This window comes from Actinoallomurus soli (assembly GCF_024055715.1).
Classification (GTDB): Bacteria; Actinomycetota; Actinomycetes; order Streptosporangiales; family Streptosporangiaceae; genus Actinoallomurus; species Actinoallomurus soli.
Genome location: NZ_JAMXMV010000010.1, coordinates 141,542 through 164,847, shown reverse-complemented (window position 1 = coordinate 164,847; position 23,306 = coordinate 141,542). Strand labels below are relative to the sequence as shown.

Genomic DNA, 23,306 nt, shown 5'->3' with positions numbered 1-23,306 from the left:
AGCAGTCGATGAGTCGAGTTCACCCGGCCGGCCCTCGGCACGCGGACGTGCTGCCCGAGGACCACCCCCTGCCGCCGCCGAGCGACCTGAACGCGCTCACGCCGAGCGTGTGGCCGCGCGGCGCCCGCCGTGAGGACGGGGTGCTGACGGTGGGCGGCGTGGACGTCCGTGATCTCGCCACGGAGTTCGGCACACCGCTGTACGTCTACGACGAGGAGGACTTCCGGTCCCGCTGCCGGGAGTTCGCGGCCGCGTTCAGCGACGGCGACGTCTACTACGCGGGCAAGGCGTTCCTGTCCGTCGAGATCGCCCGGTGGGTGAAGGACGAGGGGCTCGGGCTCGACGTCTGCAGCGGCGGCGAGCTCGCGGTGGCGCTCCGGGCGGAGTTCCCGCCGGAGCGGATCACGTTCCACGGCAACAACAAGTCGATGGCCGAGCTGGCGCGGGCGCTGGAGGTCGGCGTCGGCCACGTCGTCGTCGACTCCTACGAGGAGATCGCCCGCCTGGGCCACCTCGCCCGGGAGATGGGCGTCCGGCCCAAGGTGCTGGTCCGCGTGACGACGGGCGTCGAGGCGCACACGCACGAGTTCATCGCCACCGCCCACGACGACCAGAAGTTCGGGTTCGCCCGCGAGACGGCGCAGGAGGCCGCCCGCCGGGTCATCGGCATCAAGGAGCTCGAGCTCGTCGGCCTGCACTCCCACATCGGCTCGCAGATCTTCGACACGGACGGCTTCGAGCTGGCCGCCCGGCGCGTGGTCGAGCTGCTGGACGCCATCCGCGAGGAGCACGGCGTCGAACTGCCCGAGCTCGACCTCGGCGGCGGGTACGGCATCGCCTACCTCGAGGGCGACGACCCGCTCGATCCGAAGCACATCGCCGACAACCTGCGGGGCATCGTCACCCGCGCCTGCGAGGAGAAGGGCCTCCCCGTCCCGCGCCTGACCGTCGAGCCCGGCCGTACGATCTCCGGACCGGGCGGCATCACGCTGTACGAGGTCGGCACGGTCAAGCCGCTGGAGGGGCTGCGCACCTACGTCTCCGTCGACGGCGGGATGAGCGACAACATCCGCACCGCGCTGTACGGCGCGGAGTACACCGCCGCGCTGGCCTCCCGGCGCTCGGACGCCGAGCCGATGCTGAGCCGCATGGTCGGCAAGCACTGCGAGAGCGGCGACATGGTCGTCCGCGACCTGTGGCTGCCGTCGGACCTCGCCCCCGGCGACCTGGTCGCGGTCGCGGCGACGGGGGCGTACTGCCGCTCGCTCGCCAACAACTACAACCACGTGCCCAAGCCGGCGGTCGTCGCCGTACGGGACGGCAGGGCGCGGCTGATCCTGCGCCGTGAGACCGAGGACGATCTGCTGCGCCTGGAGGTGTCGCCGTGAGCCCCGTCCAGCCCCTGAGGCCACCGTTGAAGATCGCCCTGCTGGGCTGCGGCGTCGTCGGCACCGAGGTCGTGCGCCTCCTGGACGAGCAGGCGGACGACCTCGCCGCGCGGGTCGGAGCTCCGCTGGAGCTCGTCGGCATCGCGGTGCGCCGGAAGGACAAGCGGCGCGAGGGGGTGCCGCCGGAGCTGCTGACGACGGACGCGACCGGGCTGGTGACCCGCCCCGACGTCGACATCGTGATCGAAGTGATCGGCGGCATCGAGCCCGCCCGCGGCCTCCTGCTGGACGCGATGAAGTCCGGCAAGTCGGTCGTCACGGCGAACAAGGCCCTGCTCGCCGAGGACGGCGCGACGCTCTTCGGCGCCGCCCGGGAGCACGGCGTCGACATCTACTACGAGGCGTCCGTGGCGGGCGCGATCCCGCTGCTGCGGCCGCTGCGCGAGTCGCTGGTCGGCGACCACGTGCACCGGGTGATGGGGATCGTCAACGGCACGACCAACTACATCCTCGACAAGATGGACACCTCGGGGTCCGGCTTCTCCGAGGCCCTCGAACAGGCTCAGGCCCTCGGGTACGCCGAGGCCGACCCGACCGCCGACGTCGAGGGGTTCGACGCGGCGGCCAAGGCCGCGATCCTCGCCCAGCTCGCCTTCCACACGCGGGTGACCGCCGCGGACGTGCACCGGGAGGGCATCGCGGACGTCACCTCCGCCGACATCGCGAGCGCCCGGGCGATGGGCTGTGTCGTGAAGCTCCTGGCGATCTGCCAGCGGGTGCCGTCGGACGACGGCCGGAACGGCCGCGGCGTGTCCGTCCGCGTCCACCCGGTGATGATCCCGCGTACGCATCCGCTGGCGAACGTCCGCGAGGCGTACAACGCGGTGTTCGTCGAGGCGCAGTCCGCCGGGTCGCTGATGTTCTACGGCGCGGGCGCCGGCGGCGCGCCGACCGCCAGCGCGGTGCTCGGCGACCTGGTCGCCGTCGCCCGCAACCGGGTGCACGGCACCCGCGGCCCCGCCGAGTCGACCTACGCCGACCTGCCCGTCCTGCCGATGGCCGACACGGTCACGCGCTACCACGTCTCCCTGGACGTGGCGGACCGGTCCGGCGTGCTGGCGCGCGTCGCCGACGTCTTCGCCGACCACGGCGTCTCGATCCAGGCCGTCCGCCAGGAGGGCCACGGCCAGAAGGCGCAGCTCGTCATCGTCACCCACCGGGCTCCCGACGGCGCGCTCTCGGCCACCGTCGAGAACCTCCGCGACAAGGAGATCGTCCGCGAGGTCGCCAGCGTCATGCGCGTCGAAGGCGACGAGTGAGAAGGGCGAGCGAGCAGAGACCGGTAGAAGGGCGTACTGAGCGGGAGCGGTCGCACTAGCATTCGGGCGATGGCCGCCTCCGCCGCACCAGCCGACGAAGCCGCCGAGCCGGACCGCCCCGCCGTACGACGTGACGGAGCGCTCGGCGCGGCGCTGCTGCCGGTGTCGGCGCTCCGGCTCGCCGCCCGCTTCTTCGTGCCCCTGGTGATGTGGTTCAGCGCCGGGTCGATCGTCCGGTACGTCCTTCTCCAGGGGATCTCCCATCTCGGGAGCGGCCGTCATCCCGGGGCCCGGCAGGTCGCCGTCCTGCTGCCGCTGAGCGTCGCCGTGCTGGCCTCGCTCGTCGTGACGATCGGGATGTTGTTCACGCTCGGCCGCGGCCTGTCGGTGATCGAGGATCCCGACGAGCCGTACGTCACCGCGGTCGGCCGGACGCTGTTCCCATTCGTGCTCGTCTACTTCGGCTGGAACCTCTACACCACGGACCTGCGCGAGGTGCTGCGGGCGGACGCCCAGCGGCGGGTGAACACCGGCGACGTCATGAACGTCGGCAACGTCCTCGACCTGCCGATCGCGGCCTGCCTGCTGGTCGCCGCGGTGTCGTGGCTGCTGCGGGTCCTCTGCGAACGCCGGTACGAGGAGAAGCACGGCCGCGTGATGGGGATCCTCACCGCGTTCTTCGAGGTGAACTTCACCCTCTACACGCTGTACTCGATCATGCAGTCCGTCATGGCGGCCAAGCGGTGGCTCGCGGACCGGGCGTTCTGGCACGCGATCACCCGGATCGTGCCCGCGCCGAGTCCCGGGCCGGTCAAGGACGCCCTCGTCCTGCCGCTGGTGTGGCTCGCCATCGCCGCGATCGTGTACGGGCTGGAGATGCACGACCGGGAGGCGATCCGCGGCACGCCGCTGGAACGGCTGCCCGACCGCCTGGAGGGGCGGCGGCGCCGCCTGGCGGAGGTGGCCAGCCGGAGCCTGCGGGACAAGTACGTGCCGATCGTGCACGCGCTCCGGCTGGCGCACCGCGCGGGGGCGTACGTCTTCGCCTGGTTCTGCCTCTGTTACGTGGCGATCGGCGCACTGCTCGATCCCCTCCAGCGGGGCGTCGTCGCGCTGATCGGCACGGACCACACCGTACGGTTCTGGAACCTCGTCCTCGTGCCGATCGAGTTCGGGCACCGCATGGTCGGCGAGATCCTGCGGCTCGCCCTGCTGGCGGCGACGTTCGACCTCGTGCGGCGCAGGGTCAGCGACGGAACACCAGTTGCGGACCGCCCAGCGCCGGCGACAGATCCTGATGCTGGTGGCGCATGACCAGCTCGAACGTGCCGACCGCCCAGTCGGGGACGAGCCCCATCACGTACGCGGGGTCCGTGCCACCGGGAATGATCGACGTGTGCCACTCGAACGCGCTCCAGCGGTGGCCGGCGTGGTCGCGCAGCGAGAAGTCGATGGTGAGATCGCGGGGATTCTCGGTCAGCGGCTCGGCCCGCAGCGTGGCCACCACGAGCGTCTCGCCGGGCCGGACCGGCCACCCGATGAGGTCGGGCGGCAGGTCGCCGTGCTTCAACTCGGCCCTGCCGTAGCTCAGCAGCGTCCAGCGGATCTGCTGGAACACGGCCGGCCGTCCGGGCGCGACCGTCCGCGTGTGCGTGGCGGGCACGTCCTCGCGGTAGTAGGCCCACTCCGGGCGGAACGGCAGGTACATCGCCCCGCCCAGCAGCGCCAGCAGGCCGACGATCCGGGCCGGCCGCCGTACGCGGGCCGCGCCACGCCGCATCCGAGCCGCGCCACGCCGCGTCCGAGCCGCCCCACGCCGCGTCCGAGCCGCCCCACGCCGAACCCGATTCGCGCCGCGCCGCGCCCGAGCCGCGCCACGACTGCTCGGACCCGCGCCGCGCCGTACGACGGATGCGCCGGTCCGCACGACGGACGCGCCGCTCCGCACGGCGGTCGCGGCCCGTCTCACCAGGGCTGCCGCGCGGCTCACGACGGCTCCGGGACCGCGTAGCCGGAGGGCGGTCTGCTCGTCAGGCGGGCGGCTTCGGCGGGGTCGAGGCCGAGGTCGACGTGCACCTCGGCGGCGAAGCGCCGCGGGTCGTCGCGGTAGAAGCCGAACGGCGCCTCCTGCGCGTCGTGGTCGGACACGTAGAGCCGGGCTCCGGCCACGGCCGCGGCCGGCACGTCGAAGACGTAGGCGCCCCGGCGTGGCATGCCCGGTTCGAACCGGACGTAGCTCAGCGGCGTGACGAGGGGCATGGACAGGCCGCCTCCGCCGCCGAGCTTGTCCGTCGGGTCGTAGTCGCCGTACCGGGTGTGCAGCCGTGCCTGCCCGGCGTACACGAGGGAGTGCCGGGCCTCGATGGTGGCCAGGACGACGACGAAGACGCCGGTCGCCGGGATCTGCTGCGCCTTGGTGTGGTCGGTCGGCGGGACGTAGATCGTCCGTGCGCCGTCGACCCGGTCGACCCGGATCGTGAACCGCGGCTCGGTGACGGTCCGGCCGATCCGCCCGTTCTTCACGAACGGGCCGTACGCCCGGGTGTAGCTCCAGCGCGCGGACTGCAGGGCCACCGCGGCGCAGGCGAGGGCGACGGCGAGTGCGATCGAGGCGATCCGTCTCATGACCTCACCGGGAGTCTCACGTCGGCGACCAGGACCGGGATGATGTGCGTGACCCGTCCGGATCTGTGCGTCAGCGGATCCGTCTCGTACCGGGTCTCGTAGCGGCGGGGCTTCCACTCCCAGTAGCCGCGCGGGTCCAGGACGCCCGACTCGGTGTGCTCGTAGTCCGCCAGGGCGACGGTCACGCGGTCGGGCACGCGGGTACCGGCCGCCAGTTCGTACTGCACGGCGACGTAGGTGGGCAGACGCGGCTGCAGTGAGCGGAAGAGGGTGTCGCCCGCGATGGCCTGGGCGTCCACCTGCTTCGGCCGGGGCCCGTCCTGCGTTCGCCAGTGCAGGAACATGCCGTGCGCGAACACGTCGTCATCGACACCGTACGTCCCGAGCGTCTCGCGGGTCGGGTTGGTCACCCATGCGTTGATCACCAGCATCCGCGTGGACTGTCCGAACTTCTTGACCGTGGCCACGTGGGCGCCGACGAGCCGGGTACGGAAGAGGTGCTGGTCGACCTCGCGTCCGGGCGGCGTCGGGACCGGGGTGTCCGCCGGGCCGAGACCCCCGGTCGCCCAGAGGGCCCCAACGGCGACCAGGACGGTGGCCGTGACGTATCCGGCGACGCGTGCTCGGGGGTGCACGGTCGATGATCCTAATCCGCGGCGCGCCGTCCACGATGTGAAACGGCGTGAGACGCGTGCCCACGGTGCCCGTAGACTCGCTGAACGACAGCGCAGGTCAGGAGGAACATCGTGAGCAGGGCATGGCGTGGCGTCATCGAGGAGTACCGCGATCGGCTCCCCGTGACGGCCGGGACGCCGGTCGTCACCCTTCTGGAGGGCGGCACGCCCCTGCTCCCGGCGACGCGCGTCTCCCAGCTGACCGGCTGCGAGGTCTACCTCAAGGTCGAGGGCGCCAATCCGACCGGGTCCTTCAAGGACCGCGGCATGACGATGGCGATCAGCAAGGCCGCCGAGGACGGCGCCAAGGCGGTGATCTGCGCCTCGACCGGCAACACGTCCGCGTCGGCGGCCGCGTACGCCGTGCGCGCCGGGATGGTGTGCGCGGTGCTGGTGCCGCGCGGGAAGATCGCCATGGGCAAGCTGGCGCAGGCGCTGGTCCACGGCGCCAAGCTGCTCCAGATCGACGGCAACTTCGACGACTGCCTCGAGCTCGCCCGCAAGCTCGCGGTCGACTATCCGGTGGCGCTCGTCAACTCGGTGAACAAGTACCGGCTGCACGGCCAGAAGACCGCCGCGTTCGAGATCATCGACGCGCTCGGCGGCGCCCCGGACGTGCACTGCCTGCCCGTGGGCAACGCCGGGAACATCACCGCCTACTGGATGGGCTACAAGGAGTCCGACGCGCGCCCGCGCATGCTGGGCTTCCAGGCGGCCGGCGCCGCGCCGATCGTCCGGGGCGAGCCGGTCACGTCGCCGCAGACCATCGCGACCGCGATCCGCATCGGCAACCCCGCGTCCTGGGACTTGGCGCTCAAGGCACGGGACGAGTCCGGCGGAGCCATCGAGGCCGTCACCGACCGGCAGATCCTGGCCGCCTACCGGCTGCTCGCCCGCGAGGAGGGCGTGTTCGTCGAGCCGGCGTCGGCGGCGAGCGTCGCGGGTCTGCTGCAGGCCAGTGACGAGGGGCTCGTACGCCCCGGCGAGCGGGTCGTGTGCACGGTGACCGGAAACGGCCTCAAGGACCCCGACTGGGCCATCTCGGGCGCCCCGGCGCCGATCACGGTGCCCGTCGACGCGTACGCCGCCGCGTCCGCACTGGAACTCGCGTGACCGAGCGGAGCGAGGGAGCCGGTAAGCAGAGCACCTTGGTCATGGGGCCGACGAAGGAGGTCTCGTGACCGAGCGGAGCGAGGGAGCCGGTAAGCAGAGCACCTTGGTCATGGGGCCGACGAAGGAGGTCTCGTGACCGAGCGGCGTCCCATGCCCACCGCAGTCCACGTACGGGTCCCCGCGACCAGCGCGAACCTCGGTCCCGGATTCGACGCGCTGGGGCTGGCGCTCACCCTGTACGACGACGTGGAGGTCGAGCTCGCCGACTCGGGCCTGTGGATCGACGTCACGGGCGAGGGCGAGGAGACCGCCAGGCGCGGCGAGCAGCACCTGATCGTCAAGACGTTCCGCGAGACGTACGCGGCCATCGGGCCGGCGCCCGAGCCGGGGCTGCGGGTCCGCTGCGTCAACCGGATCCCGCACGCGCGCGGGCTCGGATCGTCCTCGGCCGCAACGGTCGCCGGGATCCTCGCCGCCCGTGCCCTTCACCCGGAGGGCGCGGGCCTCACCGACGCGGACGTCCTCGCCCTGGCCACGAGGATCGAGGGGCACCCCGACAACGTCGCGCCGTGCCTGGCGGGCGGCCTGACCATCGCCTGGGAGACGACCGCCGGACCGCGCACGACCAGGCTGGACGTCGTCCCGGGCGTACGGCCCGTGGCGTTCGTGCCCGAGCACCGGCTCGCCACCGAGCGCGCCCGGGGCCTCCTGCCCGACGTCGTTCCGCACGCCGACGCCGCGGCGAACTCCGGCCGCGCCGCGCTGCTGATCGCCGCGCTCACCGCCCGTCCGGAGCTGCTGCTGGACGCCACCGAGGACCGGCTGCACCAGGCGTACCGCGCCCCGGCCATGCCGGAGTCGGTCGCGCTGGTGGACCGGCTGCGTGCGCGAGGCGTTCCGGCGGTGGTGTCGGGGGCCGGGCCGACGGTTCTCGCGCTGGTCTCCGCGGGTGAGGTTGATTCGATCGCCTCGGAAGTGGGTACTTCGTGGCACATACACCCGCTGAACGTTGACCCCCACGGCGCATGCGTTCAGCCGATCAATCAGGAAACGCGAGTCTCCGGGGAATAGCAGTGTGCCCAGGTGATGTTAGGCTAAGTGCTGCACCAGATGCCCCGTACGGGGGCATGGGCTCGTCAGCCATTCCGGCTTACGTCGGCCGTGTGACGCGGATGTGGTTCCCCGGCAACGAAACCGCTCGTTGTTCAGCGTTCTACCAAAACTACGGACGTATCGGGATCGGGGATCTCTCGCGAGAACCTGCCTCCACCATCTGGATGTGGCCAGAACTCTTCGCCGATCACATGGAGATCAGCAGAGCTCGACTGATCCGGCGCCCCCGCCGGTTCGCACGACCGGGTTGCCTGGCCGACGGCGGCCACACCCGCTCCCTGGGAAGGACCCTTAGTGAGCGAATCCACCGAACTCCTCTCGGACGCAGCAGTCACGACGGCTCCTGAAGCCGCGTCCGCCGAGAAGGCGACGACGGCTGCGCCGCGGCGCCGCCGCTCGGGCACCGGCCTGTCGGCGATGGTGCTGCCCGAGCTCAAGGCTCTCGCCTCGAGCCTCGGGATCAGCGGTACGGGCGGAATGCGGAAGAGCCAGCTCATCGCCGCCATTCAAGAGCGGCAGGCGCAGAACGCCGGAGGCGGTGAGCAGGCGGCCTCCGCGAAGAGCGCCGCCGAGGCCCCCGCCCCGCAGGAGACCGCCGCGGCGCCCGCCGTGGCCGAGTCCGCGGCCGCGGCCGCGCCGAAGCGCGAGCGTCCCGCCAAGCGCGAAGAGGCGCCGGCGCAGGAGCAGCAGGAGATCAAGGTCGAGGCCGAGGCCGCCGGCGACGCCGGCGCGCGCGACGGCGCCGGCCGGGAGGGCGGCCAGCGCCAGCGCCAGCGCGAGCGCGGCAACCGCAACCGGGACGGGCAGGGTCAGCGCGAGGACAACCGCGGCCAGCGTGACGACCGGGGCCAGCGCGGTGAGGACAACCGCGGCCAGCGCGGTGAGGACAACCGCGGACAGCGTGGTGAGGACAACCGCGGACAGCGCGGTGACGACCGCGGTCAGGGCCAGCGCGGTCCGAACCAGCGCCAGCAGAGCGACTCCGACGACGAGGACGGCAGTGGCGGCCGGCGCCGGCGCGGCCGGTTCCGCGAGCGCAACCGCGGCCGTGGCGGGCGCGAGCGCTTCGGCGACTCCGAGCCGACGATCAGCGAGGACGACGTCCTCATCCCGGTCTCCGGCATCCTCGACATTCGTGACAACTACGCGTTCGTGCGGACCACCGGCTACCTGCCGGGCCCGCAGGACGTCTACGTCTCGCTCGCCCAGGTCCGCAAGAACGGCCTGCGCAAGGGCGACGTGATCACCGGCGCGGTGCGCCAGCCCCGTGAGGGCGAGCGCCGCGAGAAGTTCAACGCGCTGGTCCGCCTCGACACCGTCAACGGCATGGAGCCGGAGCAGGCCCGCGGCCGCGTCGACTTCTCCAAGCTCACCCCCCTGTACCCGCAGGAGCGGCTGCGCCTGGAGACCGAGCCGAACCAGCTCACCACGCGGATCATCGACCTGGTCAGCCCGATCGGCAAGGGCCAGCGAGGTCTGATCGTCTCGCCGCCCAAGGCCGGTAAGACGATGGTGCTGCAGGCGATCGCCAACGCGATCACCAAGAACAACCCCGAGTGCCACCTCATGGTCGTCCTCGTCGACGAGCGGCCGGAAGAGGTCACCGACATGCAGCGGTCGGTGAAGGGCGAGGTCATCCACTCGACCTTCGACCGGCCCGCCGACGACCACACGATGGTCGCCGAGCTGGCGATCGAGCGCGCCAAGCGGCTCGTCGAGCTGGGCCACGACGTCGTCGTGCTGCTCGACTCGATCACCCGTCTCGGCCGCGCGTACAACCTCGCCGCGCCGGCCAGCGGCCGGATCCTGTCCGGTGGTGTGGACTCCACGGCGCTGTACCCGCCGAAGCGGTTCTTCGGCGCCGCCCGCAACATCGAGAACGGCGGCTCGCTGACGATCCTGGCCACCGCGCTGATCGAGACCGGCTCGCGGATGGACGAGGTCATCTTCGAGGAGTTCAAGGGCACCGGCAACATGGAGGTCCGCCTCCGCCGCGAGCTCGCCGACAAGCGGGTGTTCCCGGCGATCGACGTCGACGCCTCCAGCACCCGTAAGGAAGAGATCCTGCTGGCTCCGGAGGAGCTGCGGATCGTCTGGCAGCTGCGCCGCGTGCTGCACGCGCTCGACACCCAGCAGGCGCTGGAGCTCCTCATCGAGAAGATGAAGGAGACCAAGTCGAACGCCGAGTTCCTCCTGCAGGTGCAGAAGACCACGCTCAACGACTGACCGCGCGGCGGGAATCCGCCTGACACGACGCCCCGGAGCACCCCTCCGGGGCGTCGTCATGTCCAGGGCCCGTACTGAGGTGGAGCGGCGCGTCCGAGGCGTACCGGCAGACGCGGCGCGACACGCTCCAGCCGTATCAGGTGGGGCTAGCCCTACCTGCCGGAGGCTGGGATGCTCCATGGTGGGAGACGCCGCCGTTCAGCAGGCTGGACCCGTACGCTCCTACGGCAGGAAGGACCCCGGTGAACGGCACCGTCGAGACGTCGGCCTCCTCCGGACGCGGCCCCCTGCGTCTGCTCAAGGATCCGCTGACCTGGCGGTCCGCGGCCTTCCTGCTGCTCCACGCGCCGCTCGGCCTGGCCTACTTCGTCGGCTTGGCCGTGCTGCTCTCGGTCTCGGTCGGAACGGTCGTGATCTGGGTGGGCGTCCTCGGCCTGGCGCTGGCGATGATCCTCTGGCGGGCCGCCGCGATGCTGGAACGCCGCCTCGCGCACCTGGCGTTCGGCGTTCGGATCCCCAGCCCGTACCGCGCGCTGCCGGCCGGGCACAACCTTCTGCGCAAGTGGCGGACGATGGCCGCGGACCCCGCCACCTGGAAGGACCTCGTCTACCTGCTCCTCGCCTTCCCCCTCGGCCTGGCCGAGTTCATCATGTCCATGGTGCTGTGGGCGACGACCGTCTCGCTGGTCACGATGCCGATCTGGATCACGCAGAGCCGGGGCGGCTACCTGTACGTCACGGTCGCCGGTCACGACATCTGGTTCGACGACCCGGTGACCACGCTGCCCGCGGTGCCGGTGGGGATCGGGGTGTTCGTCCTGGCCATGTACGCCGTGCGGATCGTGGGCATCGCGCACGGGGCGATCGCGTCCTACCTCCTGGGGCCGAGTGAGACGCAGGCGCTCCGGGCCCGTACGGCTCAGTTGCGGGCCAGCCGGGCGCGCGGGGTGGACGCCGCGGAGGCCGAGCGGCGGCGCATCGAACGCGACCTGCACGACGGCGCCCAGCAGCGGCTCCTGGCCGTCGCGATGGACCTCGGCCGCGCCCGGGCGAAGCTGGACACCGACCCGGTGGCCGCGCAGGAACTCCTCCAGCAGGCCCACGCGGGCGCCAAGGAGGCCATCGCCGAGTTGCGCAACCTCGCGCGGGGGATCTACCCGGCGATCCTCACCGACCGGGGGCTGGACGCGGCGATCTCCGCGGTCGCGGCCCGCGCCCCGATGCCCGTCGAGGTGGAGATCGACCTGCCGACCAGGCCGCCCGCCGCCGTGGAGAGCATCGCGTACTTCATCGTCTCCGAGGCGCTCACCAACGTGGCCAAGTACGCCCGCGCGACGCGGGCGTCGGTGACCATCACCCGGGACCAGACCTGGGTCATCGTCGAGATCTCCGACAACGGCGTCGGCGGGGCCGAGGCCACTCCGGGCGGCGGACTGGCCGGGCTGGCGGACCGCGCGGCCGGCATCGACGGCATCCTGACGGTGAACAGCCCTCTCGGCGGGCCGACGGTGATCCGCGCGGACCTGCCCTGCGTGTGGTGACGTTCCTCTAGTCTGGGAGCGTGCGGGTCGTGATCGCGGAAGACGCCGTAATGCTGCGCGAGGGGCTGATCCGGCTGCTCGCGGATGAGGACATCGAGACGGTCGCCACGGCCGGTGACGGCCCGGGGCTGGTCGCCATCGTGGAGGAGCACCGGCCCGACCTCGCCATCGTCGACGTGCGGATGCCGCCCTCCTTCACCGACGAGGGCCTGCGGGCCGCGCTGGAGGCTCGGCGGCGGGTGCCCGGCACGCCGATCCTCGTCTTCTCCCAGTACGTCGAGGAGCGTTACGCGACCGACCTGATCGGCGACGGCGCGGACGGTGTCGGGTACCTCCTGAAGGAGCGGGTCGCCGACGTGGCGGAGTTCACCGCCGCCGTACGCCGGGTGGCCGACGGCGGCACGGTCATCGACCCCGAGGTGATCGGCCAGCTGCTGGGGCGGCGGCGCCGCGGGGACCGGCTGGAGGCGCTCACGCCGCGCGAGCGGGAGGTTCTCGGCCTGATGGCCGAGGGCCTGTCGAACGCCGCGGTCGCCCGCCGCCTCTATGTCACCGACGGCGCGGTGGAGAAGCACATCTCCAACATCTTCCTCAAGCTGGACCTGCAGCACACCGACAGCACCCACCGCCGGGTCAAGGCCGTGCTCGCCTACCTCGGCCAGAGCTGATCCGTACGGCCCTGCGGCCGCGGACCGACCACGCCCGTGGCAAATGTCCGGCATGTTGCTAATGTCCCGGAAGTGACCACGGGGTTGACGGGGATGGACGCCCGGCTGGCGTTCGACGGGCGGCAGTGCCGCATGGACTACTCACCTTCCTCCGGCGGCTGGCTGCGCCGTCGGCTGGGCCGGATCGCCTTCCCGGTGACCGCGCTGGCCGGCGTCCAGCTGACGCCGCCGGGCCGGCGGCGGCTCGGACGGCTGACCCTCCTCCTGCGCCAGGGCGCGGATCCGTTCTACGCGGTGGCCGGCGCGATGATCTCGGCCGACGACCATCCCTTCTTCGTCGAGTTCCCCCCGGAGGGCGAGGCGGACGCGCAACGGCTGGCGGAGACCCTGCACGGGGCCGTCGTCTCCACCGGCCTGGCGCAGTCCGCCGCCGGCGAGTTCATGGTCGAGGCCGCTTGGCCGCCGGCGGTCGAGACCTACGACGGGACCTGTCACTTCGACGGCCGGAACGTCCGCCTGGACTGGAAGGCCGGAGGCGAGGGACGGACCTTCCCACTCGCCGCCCTCGACGCGGTCACCTGCGTGCACGGCCAGGGTAGGAGGGGCGACTTCCTCTGGTTCCGCGCCGTCGGCGAGCGTGCCGACCTCGTACCGGACCCGCGGGACGGCGAGCGCTGCCTGCCGTTCGCGTCCGAGCGGGCCGAGGTGCTCCTGTTCGCCGCGGGCGTCGCGACCGCGCTCCGCGGCCGGCAGCTGGACCTGAACGCCCCGCCGGCCGACGGCGGTCTTCCGCACGGGCTGTCCGGCGTGGGAGGGCCGGGCGGCGCCGGCGTAGTCCTGCACGGGCTGCACGGGCGAGCCGAATTCGACGGCGCCCGCGTGATCGTGAGCAGCCAGGGCATGACCCGCGCGATCCCGCTGGCCGCCGTCGACCAGGTCGAGCTCGTCGAGGCGAACGGAGGCGTCGGTCACGTACGGGTCCGGCTCGCCGGTACGGCCGGTGATCGGTCCGCGCCCGACCCGTCTCTGGACGTGGATGCGGTACTGCACAACAACGACCCGGCCGCGCTGGAGTTCACGCTGCAGGTGACGCGCGCGCTGCAGGGCGTCACTCGCGTCCCCGACTCCGAGTTGCTGCGCACCGCCGGCCTGCGGCCGGACGTCGGCGAGGCGCTCGCCCGGGCCAGCGGGCGCGTCCGCGCCATGGCCCGCGAGCTGGCGGCGCTGTCGGCCGCGCTGGAACCCGGCGAGACGGTCCGTGAGATCGAGCTGGCCGTCGGCCGGCGCGTCCTGGTCTTCTTCCTCACCGACCGGCACCTGCTCAGCATGGGGCCCGACGACGCCCTCGGCGGCCACACGGCGGTGCCGCTGCACATGTTCGCCGACGTCCGCGCGACCTGGGACGAGACGCACGAGGGGAACCTGGTGTGGATCGATGAGGAGGGCGACGAGATCCCCTTCCACGGCATCTACCACCCGGTCCGCTTCCAGCAGACCTTCCGCGCCCTCCGCTTCGGCGCGTACGGAGGGCAGGAGCCCGGCGCGCCGTCGCCCGCGTACGCCGCCGCTCCGGGCGCTGGACCCCATACCGCCGCGCCGAAGGCCGGACCGCACACTGGTGCACCGGCGGGAACACCGCAGGCGCCGCCCATGTCCCCGGCCCCGCCGCAGGCCGGACGGCCCGACGTCGCCGCCGCCCTGAGCCGGACGAGGAGCGACGTGAGCCCGTTCCAGCGCGAGCTGGCGGCGCTGCTCGGTGTTCTCGACGCGGGCGAACCCGTCAAGGAGGTGGAACCCGGGCGGTGGGGCGGCAAGGCAGGACTCCTGGCGCTCACCGACCGGCGCGCCGTCTTCGCTGATCAGGAGGGCGGCCTGAACGCGCTCGCCTTCACCGACATCGACTACGTCTCCTACGACACCGACTATGACGGCAGCCCGGGCAGGCTGACGGCCACGGACAACGACTACGACACCATCGAGTTCACCTGGCTACGCGAGCCCGAACGGTTCGCGCACGCCATCGACGCCATGCGGCAGTGCCCCCCGGAGCGCGTCCCGGCGCCCGCCGGCGTCTCGCCCGATGCCGTACGGGCACGGCCGGATGTCGCCGCGGCACTGTCCCGTTCCCGTGCCGGAGACCAGGCCGGCGCCCAGCAGCTCCTCCTGCTCGGCGCGGGGCTGGGGCCCGGTGACCAGCTCTACGAACTGGAGCCGGCGCTGTTCGCCGGTGAGAACGGTCTGCTCGCGCTGACCGGACGCGCGGTGCTGTTCGCCGGTCCCGGAGGCCTGCGGCGCGTTCCGCTCCCCGAGGTCGCCGGCGTGCGGCATCACGAGTGGAGGCGCCGGGGCGACGAGGACCTGCACCTCGAGACCGGGTCCGGCTCCTGGGACCTGGTCTTCCGGCTGCGGGGCGGTGAGCGTTTCGAGGCGGCGATCCACTCCCTTCTCGCGGGCTCGCCTGTACGGCCGTCGCCGGCCGGCCCGGGACAGCACCTTGCGGCGGAGCCCGCCGGTCCGGCGTCCCCCTACACGGCGGAGCCCGCCGGTCCGGGATACCCGTACGCGGCGGAGCCGGAGATCGGGCTGTCCGACGTCTCCGGGTGGCTCGGTGGGATCGCCGAGGCCGCCGCGCGGCTCACCCAGCTCGTCAACGCGCAGAAGAACGGGCTGCTGACCGAGGCGGAGCTGAACGCCAAGTGCGCGGGCCCCCTGGCCGACGGCGAGCGGTTCGAGGCGGCGGTCGACGCGTACCTCGCCGGAACCCCCGTGTGGCCGGAGGCGGTGCGCCATCCCGGACGCACGGCCGCGAGCAAGGACGAGGTCCGCGCGTGGGTGGGCCGCATCGGCGAGACGGCCGCGAAGCTGGGCGACCTGGTCCGCCTTCGCCAGGACGGACTGCTCACCGCCGAGGAGTTCGCCGCCAAGTGCGCGGAGCTGCGGCGCCGCTGAACCGGCCCCCCTCAGCTCCGGTCGAGGAAGGCCAGGACGGCCAGGACGCGGCGGTTGTCGTCGTCGGAGGGCGGCAGGTTCAGCTTCCCGAAGATGTTGGACGTGTGCTTGGCGACGGCGCGCTCGGTGATGACGAGCCGCTGGGCGATCGCGGTGTTGGAGCGGCCCTCGGCCATCAGCTCCAGCACCTCGCGCTCCCGGGGCGTCAGGCCGCCGAGCGGCTCGTTCCGCGCGTTGCGCGCCAGCAGCTGGGAGATCACCTGCGGGTCCATGGCGGTCCCGCCGCCCGCGACCCGGCGCACCGCGTCGACGAACTGGTCCGCGTCGAACACCCGGTCCTTCAGCAGGTAGCCCACCCCGCCACTGCCGTCGGCCAGAAGCTCCCGCGCGTACAGCTGCTCCACATGCTGGGACAGGACCAGCACCGGCAGGCCGGGGACCTCCCGCCGGGCGTGCAGCGCGGCCTGCAGGCCCTCGTCGGTGAACGACGGCGGCAGGCGCACGTCGACGACCGCCACGTCGGGCTTGATCGTCAGCAGCGCCCGGGTCAGCTCGGGACCGTTGTCGACGGCCGCGGCGATCTCGAAGCCGTACGCCTCGAGCAGCCTGATCAGCCCGTCGCGCAGGAGGAACAGGTCCTCGGCGAGGACGACGCGCATCACTCTCCCTCTCGGGGGGTCAGTGCCCGGGAGCGGTGAGGACGCACGGCAGCTCCATCGTGACCATGGTCGGACCGCCCACCGGACTGCTGAGGGCCAGAACACCGTCGAATGTACCGAGTCGGCGCTCGATCCCGAGCAGCCCCGTGCCGCCGGACGCGTCGGCGCCGCCGTGGCCGTCATCGGTGATCACGAGGCGCAGCCGGTCGTCCTCGTACCGTATGTCGATCCAGACCCGTCGCGCGCCGGAGTGCTTGGCGGCGTTGGTCAGCACCTCCGAGACCGCGAAGTAGGCCGCCGACTCCACCGGGGCCTCCAGCCGGCCGGGCAGCTCGACCGAGACCTCGGTGTTCAGCGGACTGGCCATGGCCAGCGCCCGTACGGCGTCGCCGAGGCCGCGCTCGGCCAGCACGGGGGGATGGATGCCGCGCACGAGGTCGCGCAGCTCGGTCAGCGCCTTGGACGACGACTCGCGCGCCTCCGCGAGCAGCCGCCGGGCCTTCTCCGGATCGCGGTCCATCAGGTGCTCGATCGCGCCCAGGCTCATGCCCATGGCGACCAGCCGCGCCTGCGCGCCGTCGTGCAGGTCGCGCTCGATGCGCCGCAGCTCGGCCGCCTGGGTGTCCAGGGCGTCGGAGCGGGACTCCGTCAGGTGCGCGACCCGCAGCTCCAGCTCCCGCTCCCGCGTCGGGGCGAGCAGCCCACGGGTCAGCAGGGAGCTCGCCCGCAGGAGCCTCGGGGCGAGCCACAGGCCGATCAGCGTGTAGACGACGCCGAGCAGCGCCGCGTTGTCGGCCGAGTTCTGGTCGACGACGTGGATGAACGTGTACCAGTCGCCGCCCCCGGACTCGAAGATCGGCTTCCAGACCCCCGCCGCCAGCACCCATCCGTACGGGCCGTACATCGGGACGGCGAAGGCGACGAGCCCCAGGACGGCGCCCACCGTCGCGTCGACGAACAGCCACAGCACGTCCCGCCAGGTCGCCGGGTCGGCCACGGCCCACCGGTAGCGCTGGAAGACGCCCCTCAGGCCGCGGCGGAACCGCGGCCTCGGCTTGTACGGCTCCTTGATCTCCACTCCGAACCACGTATACGCCAGCCGCCGGCGCGCGCCGGCGTAGCTGCGGACCCCGGCGATCACCACGGGGAACAGCAGGAACCCGATGGGGAACGTCACCGCGAAGAACACGACGGAGAAGATGAACAACGCCAGCGACACCGGCAAGGCCAGCAACGCCAGCGCGAGTCCCCGTACGGCCGCGAGCGGGGCGGCACCGATTCTCATGTTCCCTCCGATTCCGGGCTCCATCATCCACCGCCGAGCCTGCCGTGGGGGCGGCATGACGGTCACTGGGCCTGAGAACCGCGCGATGGTGGTGCCAGCACCACTCTTTACCGGGGGCATACCTTCCGGCCCCTAGGGTGCTGACCGGCTGGGCGCGACACCGGCGCGTCCCTAGTGTCTCGTGACAGTCAGCAACCCGATTTCACGACCGCTAGGGGACTTGCGTATGCCCGGAACCGCCACCCTGCCCAGGAGCGACTTCGCCCCGCTGATCCAGGAGGTGCGCGCCGCCGGTCTGCTGGACCGCCGCACCCGCCGCTACGCCGGAACGGTGGGCCTGGACCTGCTGCTGTACGGCGCCGTGTTCGCCCTGGTCGCCGTCGTCGGCGACTCCTGGTGGCAGCTGGCCCTGGCCGTCCCCGCGGCGGTCCTCACGACCCGGCTGTACTTCGTCGGGCACGACGCCGGCCACGCGCAGATCGCCGGGACCCGCCGCGTGAACCGCCTCATGGGGCTGTTCATCGGGAACCTGGCGGTCGGCCTGAGCTACGGGTGGTGGACCGACAAGCACAACCGGCACCACGCCAACCCGAACCACGTGGACAAGGACCCCGACGTCGGCGTCGGAGTCCTCGTCTGGACCGCCGAACAGGCCGCCGACCGGCGCGGCGCCCTCGTCCGGTGGCTCACCCGCAACCAGGGGCGGCTGTTCTTCCCGCTGCTCCTCCTGGAGGGCTTCAACCTCAAGGTCTCCAGCGTCCGGTCGGTGATCGCGGCGGCACGCGGCGAGAGCGGGGACCGGCGGCGTACGGCGCTCATCGAGGCGGTCCTGCTGGCCGTGCACGCCGCCGCGTACCTCGGCCTGGTCTTCAGCGTGATGTCGCCGGGCATGGCGGTCGCCTTCGTCCTCGTGCACCAGGCGGTGCTCGGCGTCCACCTGGGCTCCGCGTTCGCCCCGAACCACAAGGGCATGCCGATGCCGGGCCCGGGCGAGCGCTGGGACCACCTCCGCAAGCAGGTCCTGACCTCCCGCAACGTCCGCGGAGGCCTCCTCACCGACTGGTTCCTGGGCGGGCTGAACTACCAGATCGAGCACCACCTGTTCCCCGGCATGCCGCGCCCGAACCTGCGTCGCGCCCAGCCCCTCGTACGGGCGCACTGCGCGCGGCTCGGCCTCCCGTACACCGAGGAGGGCCTGTTCGAGTCGTACGCCCACGCGCTCGGCCACCTGCACGCCGCCGGCGCGCCGCTGCGCTAGTCCGGCGATTCTCCCCGGAATCGCTCAAAGGCCCCGCGGCCGCCACTACGTGTGGCCGCGGGGCCGATCCCTTGTGGAACGGGCGTTCCGGGCGTACCCTGCACTGAACATGTCTGGACAGGTTTCAGAACAGGGGTGGACATGGCCGACGACGTGCCCGGACTCAAGCACCGGAGCATCGCGGAGACTCTCGCGCGTGAGATCCGGTCGGGCCGGCTGAAACGCGGCAGCCGACTGCCGGGCGAGCATGCGCTGGCGGCCCGGTTCTCGGTCAGTCGTAACACGATCCGCTCCGCATTGACCGAGCTGAGCAGGGAAGGCCTCATCGCCACCCACTCCGGAAAGGGGTCGTTCGTCACCTTCGACGGGCGGCCGCTCGACGACCGCCTGGGCTGGGCCCGAGCGCTGGCCGACCAGGGCGTGTCCACCGAGACGAAGCTGCTGCGCCTGGAGAGAGTGGACGACCCGGACCTCGCGGAGCGGCTGGGCGCCGACTCGCCGTCGTTCTTCGCCATCGACCGCGTGCGCACGCTGACGCATGGGCCGGCGGTGTCGCTGGAGCGCAGCAGGATCCCCGGTGTCGGCGGCCTCCTCGATCTGCCCGCCCGCGGGCTGATCGGTGGCTCGCTGACCGCCACCCTGGCCTCCGTCGGGCTCGTCGCCGATCACGGCGAGGAATGGGTGTCGGCCGGCCCCCTGGACGAGACCGACGCCGCCGAGCTGGGCCGTCCGCCCGGTGAGTGGTTCCTGAGAGCCCGCCGCGTCTCCTGGACGGCGACCGGAGAACTCGTGGAGCACGTCGAGAGCCTGCTGGACCCTCTGCGGTTCCAACTGCACCTGCGGTTCGGGAGCGCGTCGTGACGCGGGCCGAGGAACGCGCGCGCGGAACCCTGCACGGCCTGGCCATCGGCGACGCGCTCGGCATGCCGACGCAATCGCTGTCCCGGCAGCGGGTGAAGGACACCTACGGCGTGCTCACCGGGTTCCTTCCCGCGGCACCCGATCACCCCCTCGCGGCCGGCATGCCCGCGGGATCCGTCACCGACGACACCGAACAGGCCCTTCTCCTCGCCCGGCTGCTGATCGAAGGCGCCGGCCACGTGGACCCCGTCGCACTGGCCCGATCCCTCCTCGAATGGGAGGAGGAGATGCGCCGACGCGGATCGCTGGACCTGCTCGGCCCCTCCACGAAGCGCGCGGTGGCCGCCGTCGCCGCGGGCGCACCGGTCGAGGAGGCCGGCCGCTACGGCGACACCAACGGCGCCGCCATGCGGATCGCGCCGGTCGGGATCACGGCCGGGAGCGATCTGACCGCGCTCGTCGACAGCGTCGTCGAGGCGAGTTCGGTGACCCACAACACGAGCGTCGCGCTGGCCGGCGCGGCGGCCGTCGCTGCGGCCGTCAGCGCGGGAATCGACGGAGCCGACGTCAAGGAGGCCACCCGTCACGCGGCGGACGCCGCCGCGGTCGGCGTCCGCCGCGGTCATTGGGTGGCCGCCGCCGACATCGCCTCCCGCATACGGTGGGCCACCGAACTCGTCGCCGGCCGACCCGCGGAGGCCGCCGCCGACGATATCTATCGCCTCGTCGGCACCAGCCTGGCCACCCAGGAGTCCGTACCGGCCGCGTTCGCGATCCTGGCCGTGTACCCGGACGACCCCTGGCAGGCGTGTCTGCGAGCGGCGTCCCTCGGCGGTGACTGCGACACCATCGCGGCGATCGCCGGCGCCATCGCCGGCGCGTGCCACGGCGTAGCGGCCTTCCCCGGCGACGCCATCGACACGATCCGCGCGGTGAACGCGCTTCCCCTCGACGACCTCGCGGGCCGGCTTCTCGCTCTGCGCCCGTGACCGGCCCCTCCTCCTCCCCAGTGCCAACAAGAGGTGCTCCCATGCAAAGCGCCAGCGACAACAAGGTCGGCGCCGTCGAAACCCGCGGCATCGAACCGGTCCCGAACGAAGAACGCCGTGGTAACCCGCTTCAGCTCTTCTGGGTGTGGTTCGCCGCCAACATCTCCATCCTCGCGCTGCCGCTCGGCGCGACCCTGGTCGCCCTGCGCGGCCTGAACATCTGGCAGGCGGTGCTCGTCGGCGCCATCGGTTCCTTCGGATCGTTCGCCCTGGTGGGCCTGATCAGCGTCGCCGGCAAATGGGGCGGGGCGCCGAGCATGACCTTGTCGCGCGCCGTCTTCGGCCCCCGGGGCAACCGGGGCCCGACGTTGGTGTCCTGGCTGTCGCGGGTCGGCTGGGAGGTGGTGAACACCACCACCGCCGCGTACGCACTGCTCGCCATCCTGCACATCGCGTTCGGAGTGGGAGCGAACTGGGCGCTCACCATCGTCTGCCTGCTCGCCTTCGTGGCCCTCACTCTTCTGGTGTCCGGGCTCGGCCACGCCACCCTGGTGTGGATCCAGCAGAAGGCGACGTACGTCTTCGGTGCCCTCAACCTGGTCGTCGCCGGCTTCCTCGTCACCAAGGTGCACTGGCACGCGGTCCTGCACGCACACGCCGCACCCGCCAGCGCCGTGATCGCCGGAATCGGGATCATCGCCGGCGGCACGGGCATCGGCTGGGCGAACGCCGGCGCCGACATGGCCCGTTATCAACCCCGCCGAGTCGCCGGCAGCCGGATCGTGGCGGCCGCCTCCGCCGGCGCCGGCATCCCGCTTCTCCTTCTCATCACGCTGGGCGGGCTGCTGTCGACCGGCGACCACACGCTCGCCGCCGCCTCCGACCCGGTCGCGGCGATCCAGGCGATGCTGCCCTCCTGGATGGCCATTCCGTACCTGCTCGCGGCCTTCGGCGGCCTGCTGCTGTCCAACCACCTGTCCGTGTACTCGGCCGGCCTCACGATGATCACCCTGGGGGTCCGGCTCCGTCGCACCTTCGCCGTCGGCATCGACGTCGTGCTGACCCTGGCCGGGGGCGTCTACCTGATGCTCATAGCCAAGAACTTCTACGGTCCGTTCATCACCTTCATCTCACTGCTCGCCGTGGCCATCACCTCCTGGGTCGCCGTCTTCCTCGTGGACATGATCAGCCGGCGCGACTACGACCCCGCCGGGCTGATGGACACCACCCGCGCCGGCGTCTACTGGCACCGTGGCGGTGTGGCCTGGTCCGCCTTCGTCGCGTGGATCGCGGGCATCGTCACCGGCCTGCTGTTCACCGTCGCCGAGACGTCCGACACCGACGTGTGGTTCGCCGGGCCGCTATCGAAGACCTGGCCCGCCCGCAACGGCCTGGGCTGGCTCATCGCCTTCGCCGTCGCCGCCGCCATCTACCTCGCCCTGCACGGCGCGAGGGGATCCGCCCGCGCGGCACGGGTGACCGAACCGGCCCGGTCCGTGCGGGGAGCCGCCTCGTGAGCGCCCGGATCGAGCGACTGGTCCACGTCGGTAACGTGCTGATCGACCTGGTCATGAACATTCCCGCGCTGCCGCGGGCCGGCGGAGACGTCCTCGCCACGTCCAGTCAGGTCACTCCCGGCGGCGGGTACAACGTCATGGTCGCGGCCTCCCGCCAGCGACTGCCGGTCGCGTACGGCGGCGCGCACGGCAGCGGGCCGTTCGGCGAACTCGCCCGCGCACGCCTCGCCGAGGCCGGCATCTCGATCCTCCAGGAGCCGACCACCGGCGTCGACACCGGTTTCGACGTCGCGCTCGTCGACGGCAGCGGGGAACGAACGTTCGCCACCAGTGTCGGGGCCGAGGCCACCTTGACCTACGAGCAGTTGGCCGGGATCCGCGTCGGCGCGACCGACGCGATCTACGTCTCCGGCTACGGGCTGGTCTTCCCGGCCAACCGCGCCGCCCTGGGCCGTTGGCTCGGCACCCTGCCCGACCGCGCGACCGTGGTCGTCGATCCAGGCCCGCTCATCGCCGACATCCCCGCCGCCGTTCTCGAGCCGGTGCTCGCACGCACCGACTGGTGGAGCTGCAATCTCCATGAGGCGAGGACCATGACCGGCGAGACCGACCCGGAGCGGGCGGCCACCGCTCTGGCCGAGCGCACCGGCCGGGCCGGTGTGGTGGTCCGCATGGGCCCGGACGGCTGCCTCCTCCTCACCTCTGATCACGGCATCCGGCACATTCCCGCGTTCGAGGTCGCCGCCATCGACAGCAACGGCGCCGGCGACGCGCACGTCGGCGTGTTCGTCGCCGCGCTGGCGGACGGCCTACCGCCGGCCGAGGCCGCACGACGGGCCAACGCCGCGTCCGCGATCGCCGTCACCCGGCACGGCCCGGCGACGGCGCCCGGCCGCGACGACCTCGATCGTTTCCTCGCCTCGGCACCCTGAGGCCCCGGAATCCGACCACGTCACCCGCCGGGGCCGGGGTACCGCGGTTCAGGGGACACGGTCATCGCCGATCGCGCCCCGTGGGGCGGGAATGCCCGGGGGCCTCGGCATGTTGTGCTGTCTGGCACACTGGAACACGCTGCGGTACCGGTTCACATCCCCGAACTCCCTCGAGGATGACCCGGCGAC

The 23,306-nt window shown here is 72.3% G+C and carries 19 protein-coding genes; 14 read left to right on the top strand and 5 right to left on the bottom strand.

The window, feature by feature from the left end; genetic code table 11:
- Window positions 1-8: 8 nt before the first annotated feature.
- The 3 genes from lysA to NDW01_RS24705 all read left to right on the top strand — a co-directional run bounded on the left by lysA (window position 9) and on the right by NDW01_RS24705 (window position 4,021).
- Window positions 9-1,388 (top strand): diaminopimelate decarboxylase, encoded by a 1,380-nt coding sequence (gene lysA, locus NDW01_RS24715; protein WP_252824010.1) that lies wholly within the window; start codon window positions 9-11, stop codon window positions 1,386-1,388.
- A gap of 32 nt (window positions 1,389-1,420) precedes the next feature.
- On the top strand, window positions 1,421-2,707 hold the full coding sequence (locus NDW01_RS24710) for a homoserine dehydrogenase (protein ID WP_252779298.1): 1,287 nt from the start codon (window positions 1,421-1,423) through the stop codon (window positions 2,705-2,707).
- Window positions 2,708-2,776: 69 nt separating this feature from the next.
- A complete protein-coding gene (locus NDW01_RS24705) occupies window positions 2,777-4,021 on the top strand; it encodes a hypothetical protein (RefSeq protein ID WP_252824005.1) in 1,245 nt (414 codons plus the stop codon).
- Here NDW01_RS24705 and NDW01_RS24700 read toward each other — a convergent pair.
- The 3 genes from NDW01_RS24700 to NDW01_RS24690 all read right to left on the bottom strand — a co-directional run bounded on the left by NDW01_RS24700 (window position 3,954) and on the right by NDW01_RS24690 (window position 5,967).
- Window positions 3,954-4,487 (bottom strand): hypothetical protein, encoded by a 534-nt coding sequence (locus NDW01_RS24700; protein WP_252824003.1) that lies wholly within the window; start codon window positions 4,485-4,487, stop codon window positions 3,954-3,956. The genes NDW01_RS24705 and NDW01_RS24700 overlap by 68 nt on opposite strands.
- Window positions 4,488-4,693: 206 nt before the next feature.
- Entirely contained in the window at window positions 4,694-5,332 is a 639-nt protein-coding gene (locus NDW01_RS24695; RefSeq protein WP_252824000.1) for a hypothetical protein, read from the bottom strand.
- The gene (locus NDW01_RS24690) at window positions 5,329-5,967 is read right to left on the bottom strand and encodes a hypothetical protein (RefSeq protein ID WP_252823997.1); all 639 of its coding nucleotides are present in this window, start codon (window positions 5,965-5,967) and stop codon (window positions 5,329-5,331) included. Before NDW01_RS24690 ends, NDW01_RS24695 begins: the two co-directional genes overlap by 4 nt.
- 111 nt (window positions 5,968-6,078) lie before the next feature.
- On the opposite strand from NDW01_RS24690, the gene thrC reads away from it, so the two are divergent.
- From thrC to NDW01_RS24660, 6 genes are all read left to right on the top strand, one after another.
- Window positions 6,079-7,119, top strand: a complete 1,041-nt coding sequence (gene thrC, locus NDW01_RS24685; protein ID WP_252823995.1) for a threonine synthase — start codon at window positions 6,079-6,081, stop codon at window positions 7,117-7,119.
- 150 nt (window positions 7,120-7,269) lie between these two features.
- Window positions 7,270-8,190 (top strand): homoserine kinase, encoded by a 921-nt coding sequence (thrB, locus tag NDW01_RS24680; protein ID WP_252824451.1) that lies wholly within the window; start codon window positions 7,270-7,272, stop codon window positions 8,188-8,190.
- A gap of 336 nt (window positions 8,191-8,526) precedes the next feature.
- Window positions 8,527-10,458 (top strand): transcription termination factor Rho, encoded by a 1,932-nt coding sequence (rho, locus tag NDW01_RS24675; protein WP_252823993.1) that lies wholly within the window; start codon window positions 8,527-8,529, stop codon window positions 10,456-10,458.
- Between the two features lie 242 nt (window positions 10,459-10,700).
- On the top strand, window positions 10,701-11,999 hold the full coding sequence (locus tag NDW01_RS24670; RefSeq protein WP_252823991.1) for a sensor histidine kinase: 1,299 nt from the start codon (window positions 10,701-10,703) through the stop codon (window positions 11,997-11,999).
- A gap of 20 nt (window positions 12,000-12,019) precedes the next feature.
- Window positions 12,020-12,667, top strand: a complete 648-nt coding sequence (locus NDW01_RS24665; protein WP_252823989.1) for a response regulator transcription factor — start codon at window positions 12,020-12,022, stop codon at window positions 12,665-12,667.
- 72 nt (window positions 12,668-12,739) lie between these two features.
- Window positions 12,740-15,616 (top strand): DUF4429 domain-containing protein, encoded by a 2,877-nt coding sequence (locus NDW01_RS24660; protein WP_252823986.1) that lies wholly within the window; start codon window positions 12,740-12,742, stop codon window positions 15,614-15,616.
- A gap of 11 nt (window positions 15,617-15,627) precedes the next feature.
- Here the strand turns inward: NDW01_RS24660 and NDW01_RS24655 are convergent, their stop codons facing one another.
- Together NDW01_RS24655 and NDW01_RS24650 are read right to left on the bottom strand one after the other, a co-directional pair.
- Entirely contained in the window at window positions 15,628-16,275 is a 648-nt protein-coding gene (locus NDW01_RS24655) for a LuxR C-terminal-related transcriptional regulator (RefSeq protein WP_252823984.1), read from the bottom strand.
- Window positions 16,276-16,294: 19 nt separating this feature from the next.
- The gene (locus tag NDW01_RS24650; RefSeq protein WP_252823981.1) at window positions 16,295-17,560 is read right to left on the bottom strand and encodes a sensor histidine kinase; all 1,266 of its coding nucleotides are present in this window, start codon (window positions 17,558-17,560) and stop codon (window positions 16,295-16,297) included.
- Between the two features lie 226 nt (window positions 17,561-17,786).
- On the opposite strand from NDW01_RS24650, the gene NDW01_RS24645 reads away from it, so the two are divergent.
- From NDW01_RS24645 to NDW01_RS24625, 5 genes are all read left to right on the top strand, one after another.
- The gene (locus NDW01_RS24645) at window positions 17,787-18,818 is read left to right on the top strand and encodes a fatty acid desaturase family protein (protein WP_252823979.1); all 1,032 of its coding nucleotides are present in this window, start codon (window positions 17,787-17,789) and stop codon (window positions 18,816-18,818) included.
- 141 nt (window positions 18,819-18,959) lie between these two features.
- Window positions 18,960-19,679 (top strand): GntR family transcriptional regulator, encoded by a 720-nt coding sequence (locus NDW01_RS24640; protein WP_252823976.1) that lies wholly within the window; start codon window positions 18,960-18,962, stop codon window positions 19,677-19,679.
- Complete coding sequence (locus NDW01_RS24635; RefSeq protein ID WP_252823974.1) at window positions 19,676-20,668, top strand: ADP-ribosylglycohydrolase family protein; 993 nt, start codon at window positions 19,676-19,678, stop codon at window positions 20,666-20,668. Before NDW01_RS24640 ends, NDW01_RS24635 begins: the two co-directional genes overlap by 4 nt.
- A gap of 41 nt (window positions 20,669-20,709) precedes the next feature.
- On the top strand, window positions 20,710-22,185 hold the full coding sequence (locus NDW01_RS24630) for a purine-cytosine permease family protein (RefSeq protein ID WP_252823962.1): 1,476 nt from the start codon (window positions 20,710-20,712) through the stop codon (window positions 22,183-22,185).
- A complete protein-coding gene (locus NDW01_RS24625) occupies window positions 22,182-23,117 on the top strand; it encodes a PfkB family carbohydrate kinase (protein ID WP_252823960.1) in 936 nt (311 codons plus the stop codon). The genes NDW01_RS24630 and NDW01_RS24625 overlap by 4 nt, the downstream gene beginning before the upstream one ends.
- Window positions 23,118-23,306 lie beyond the last annotated feature (189 nt).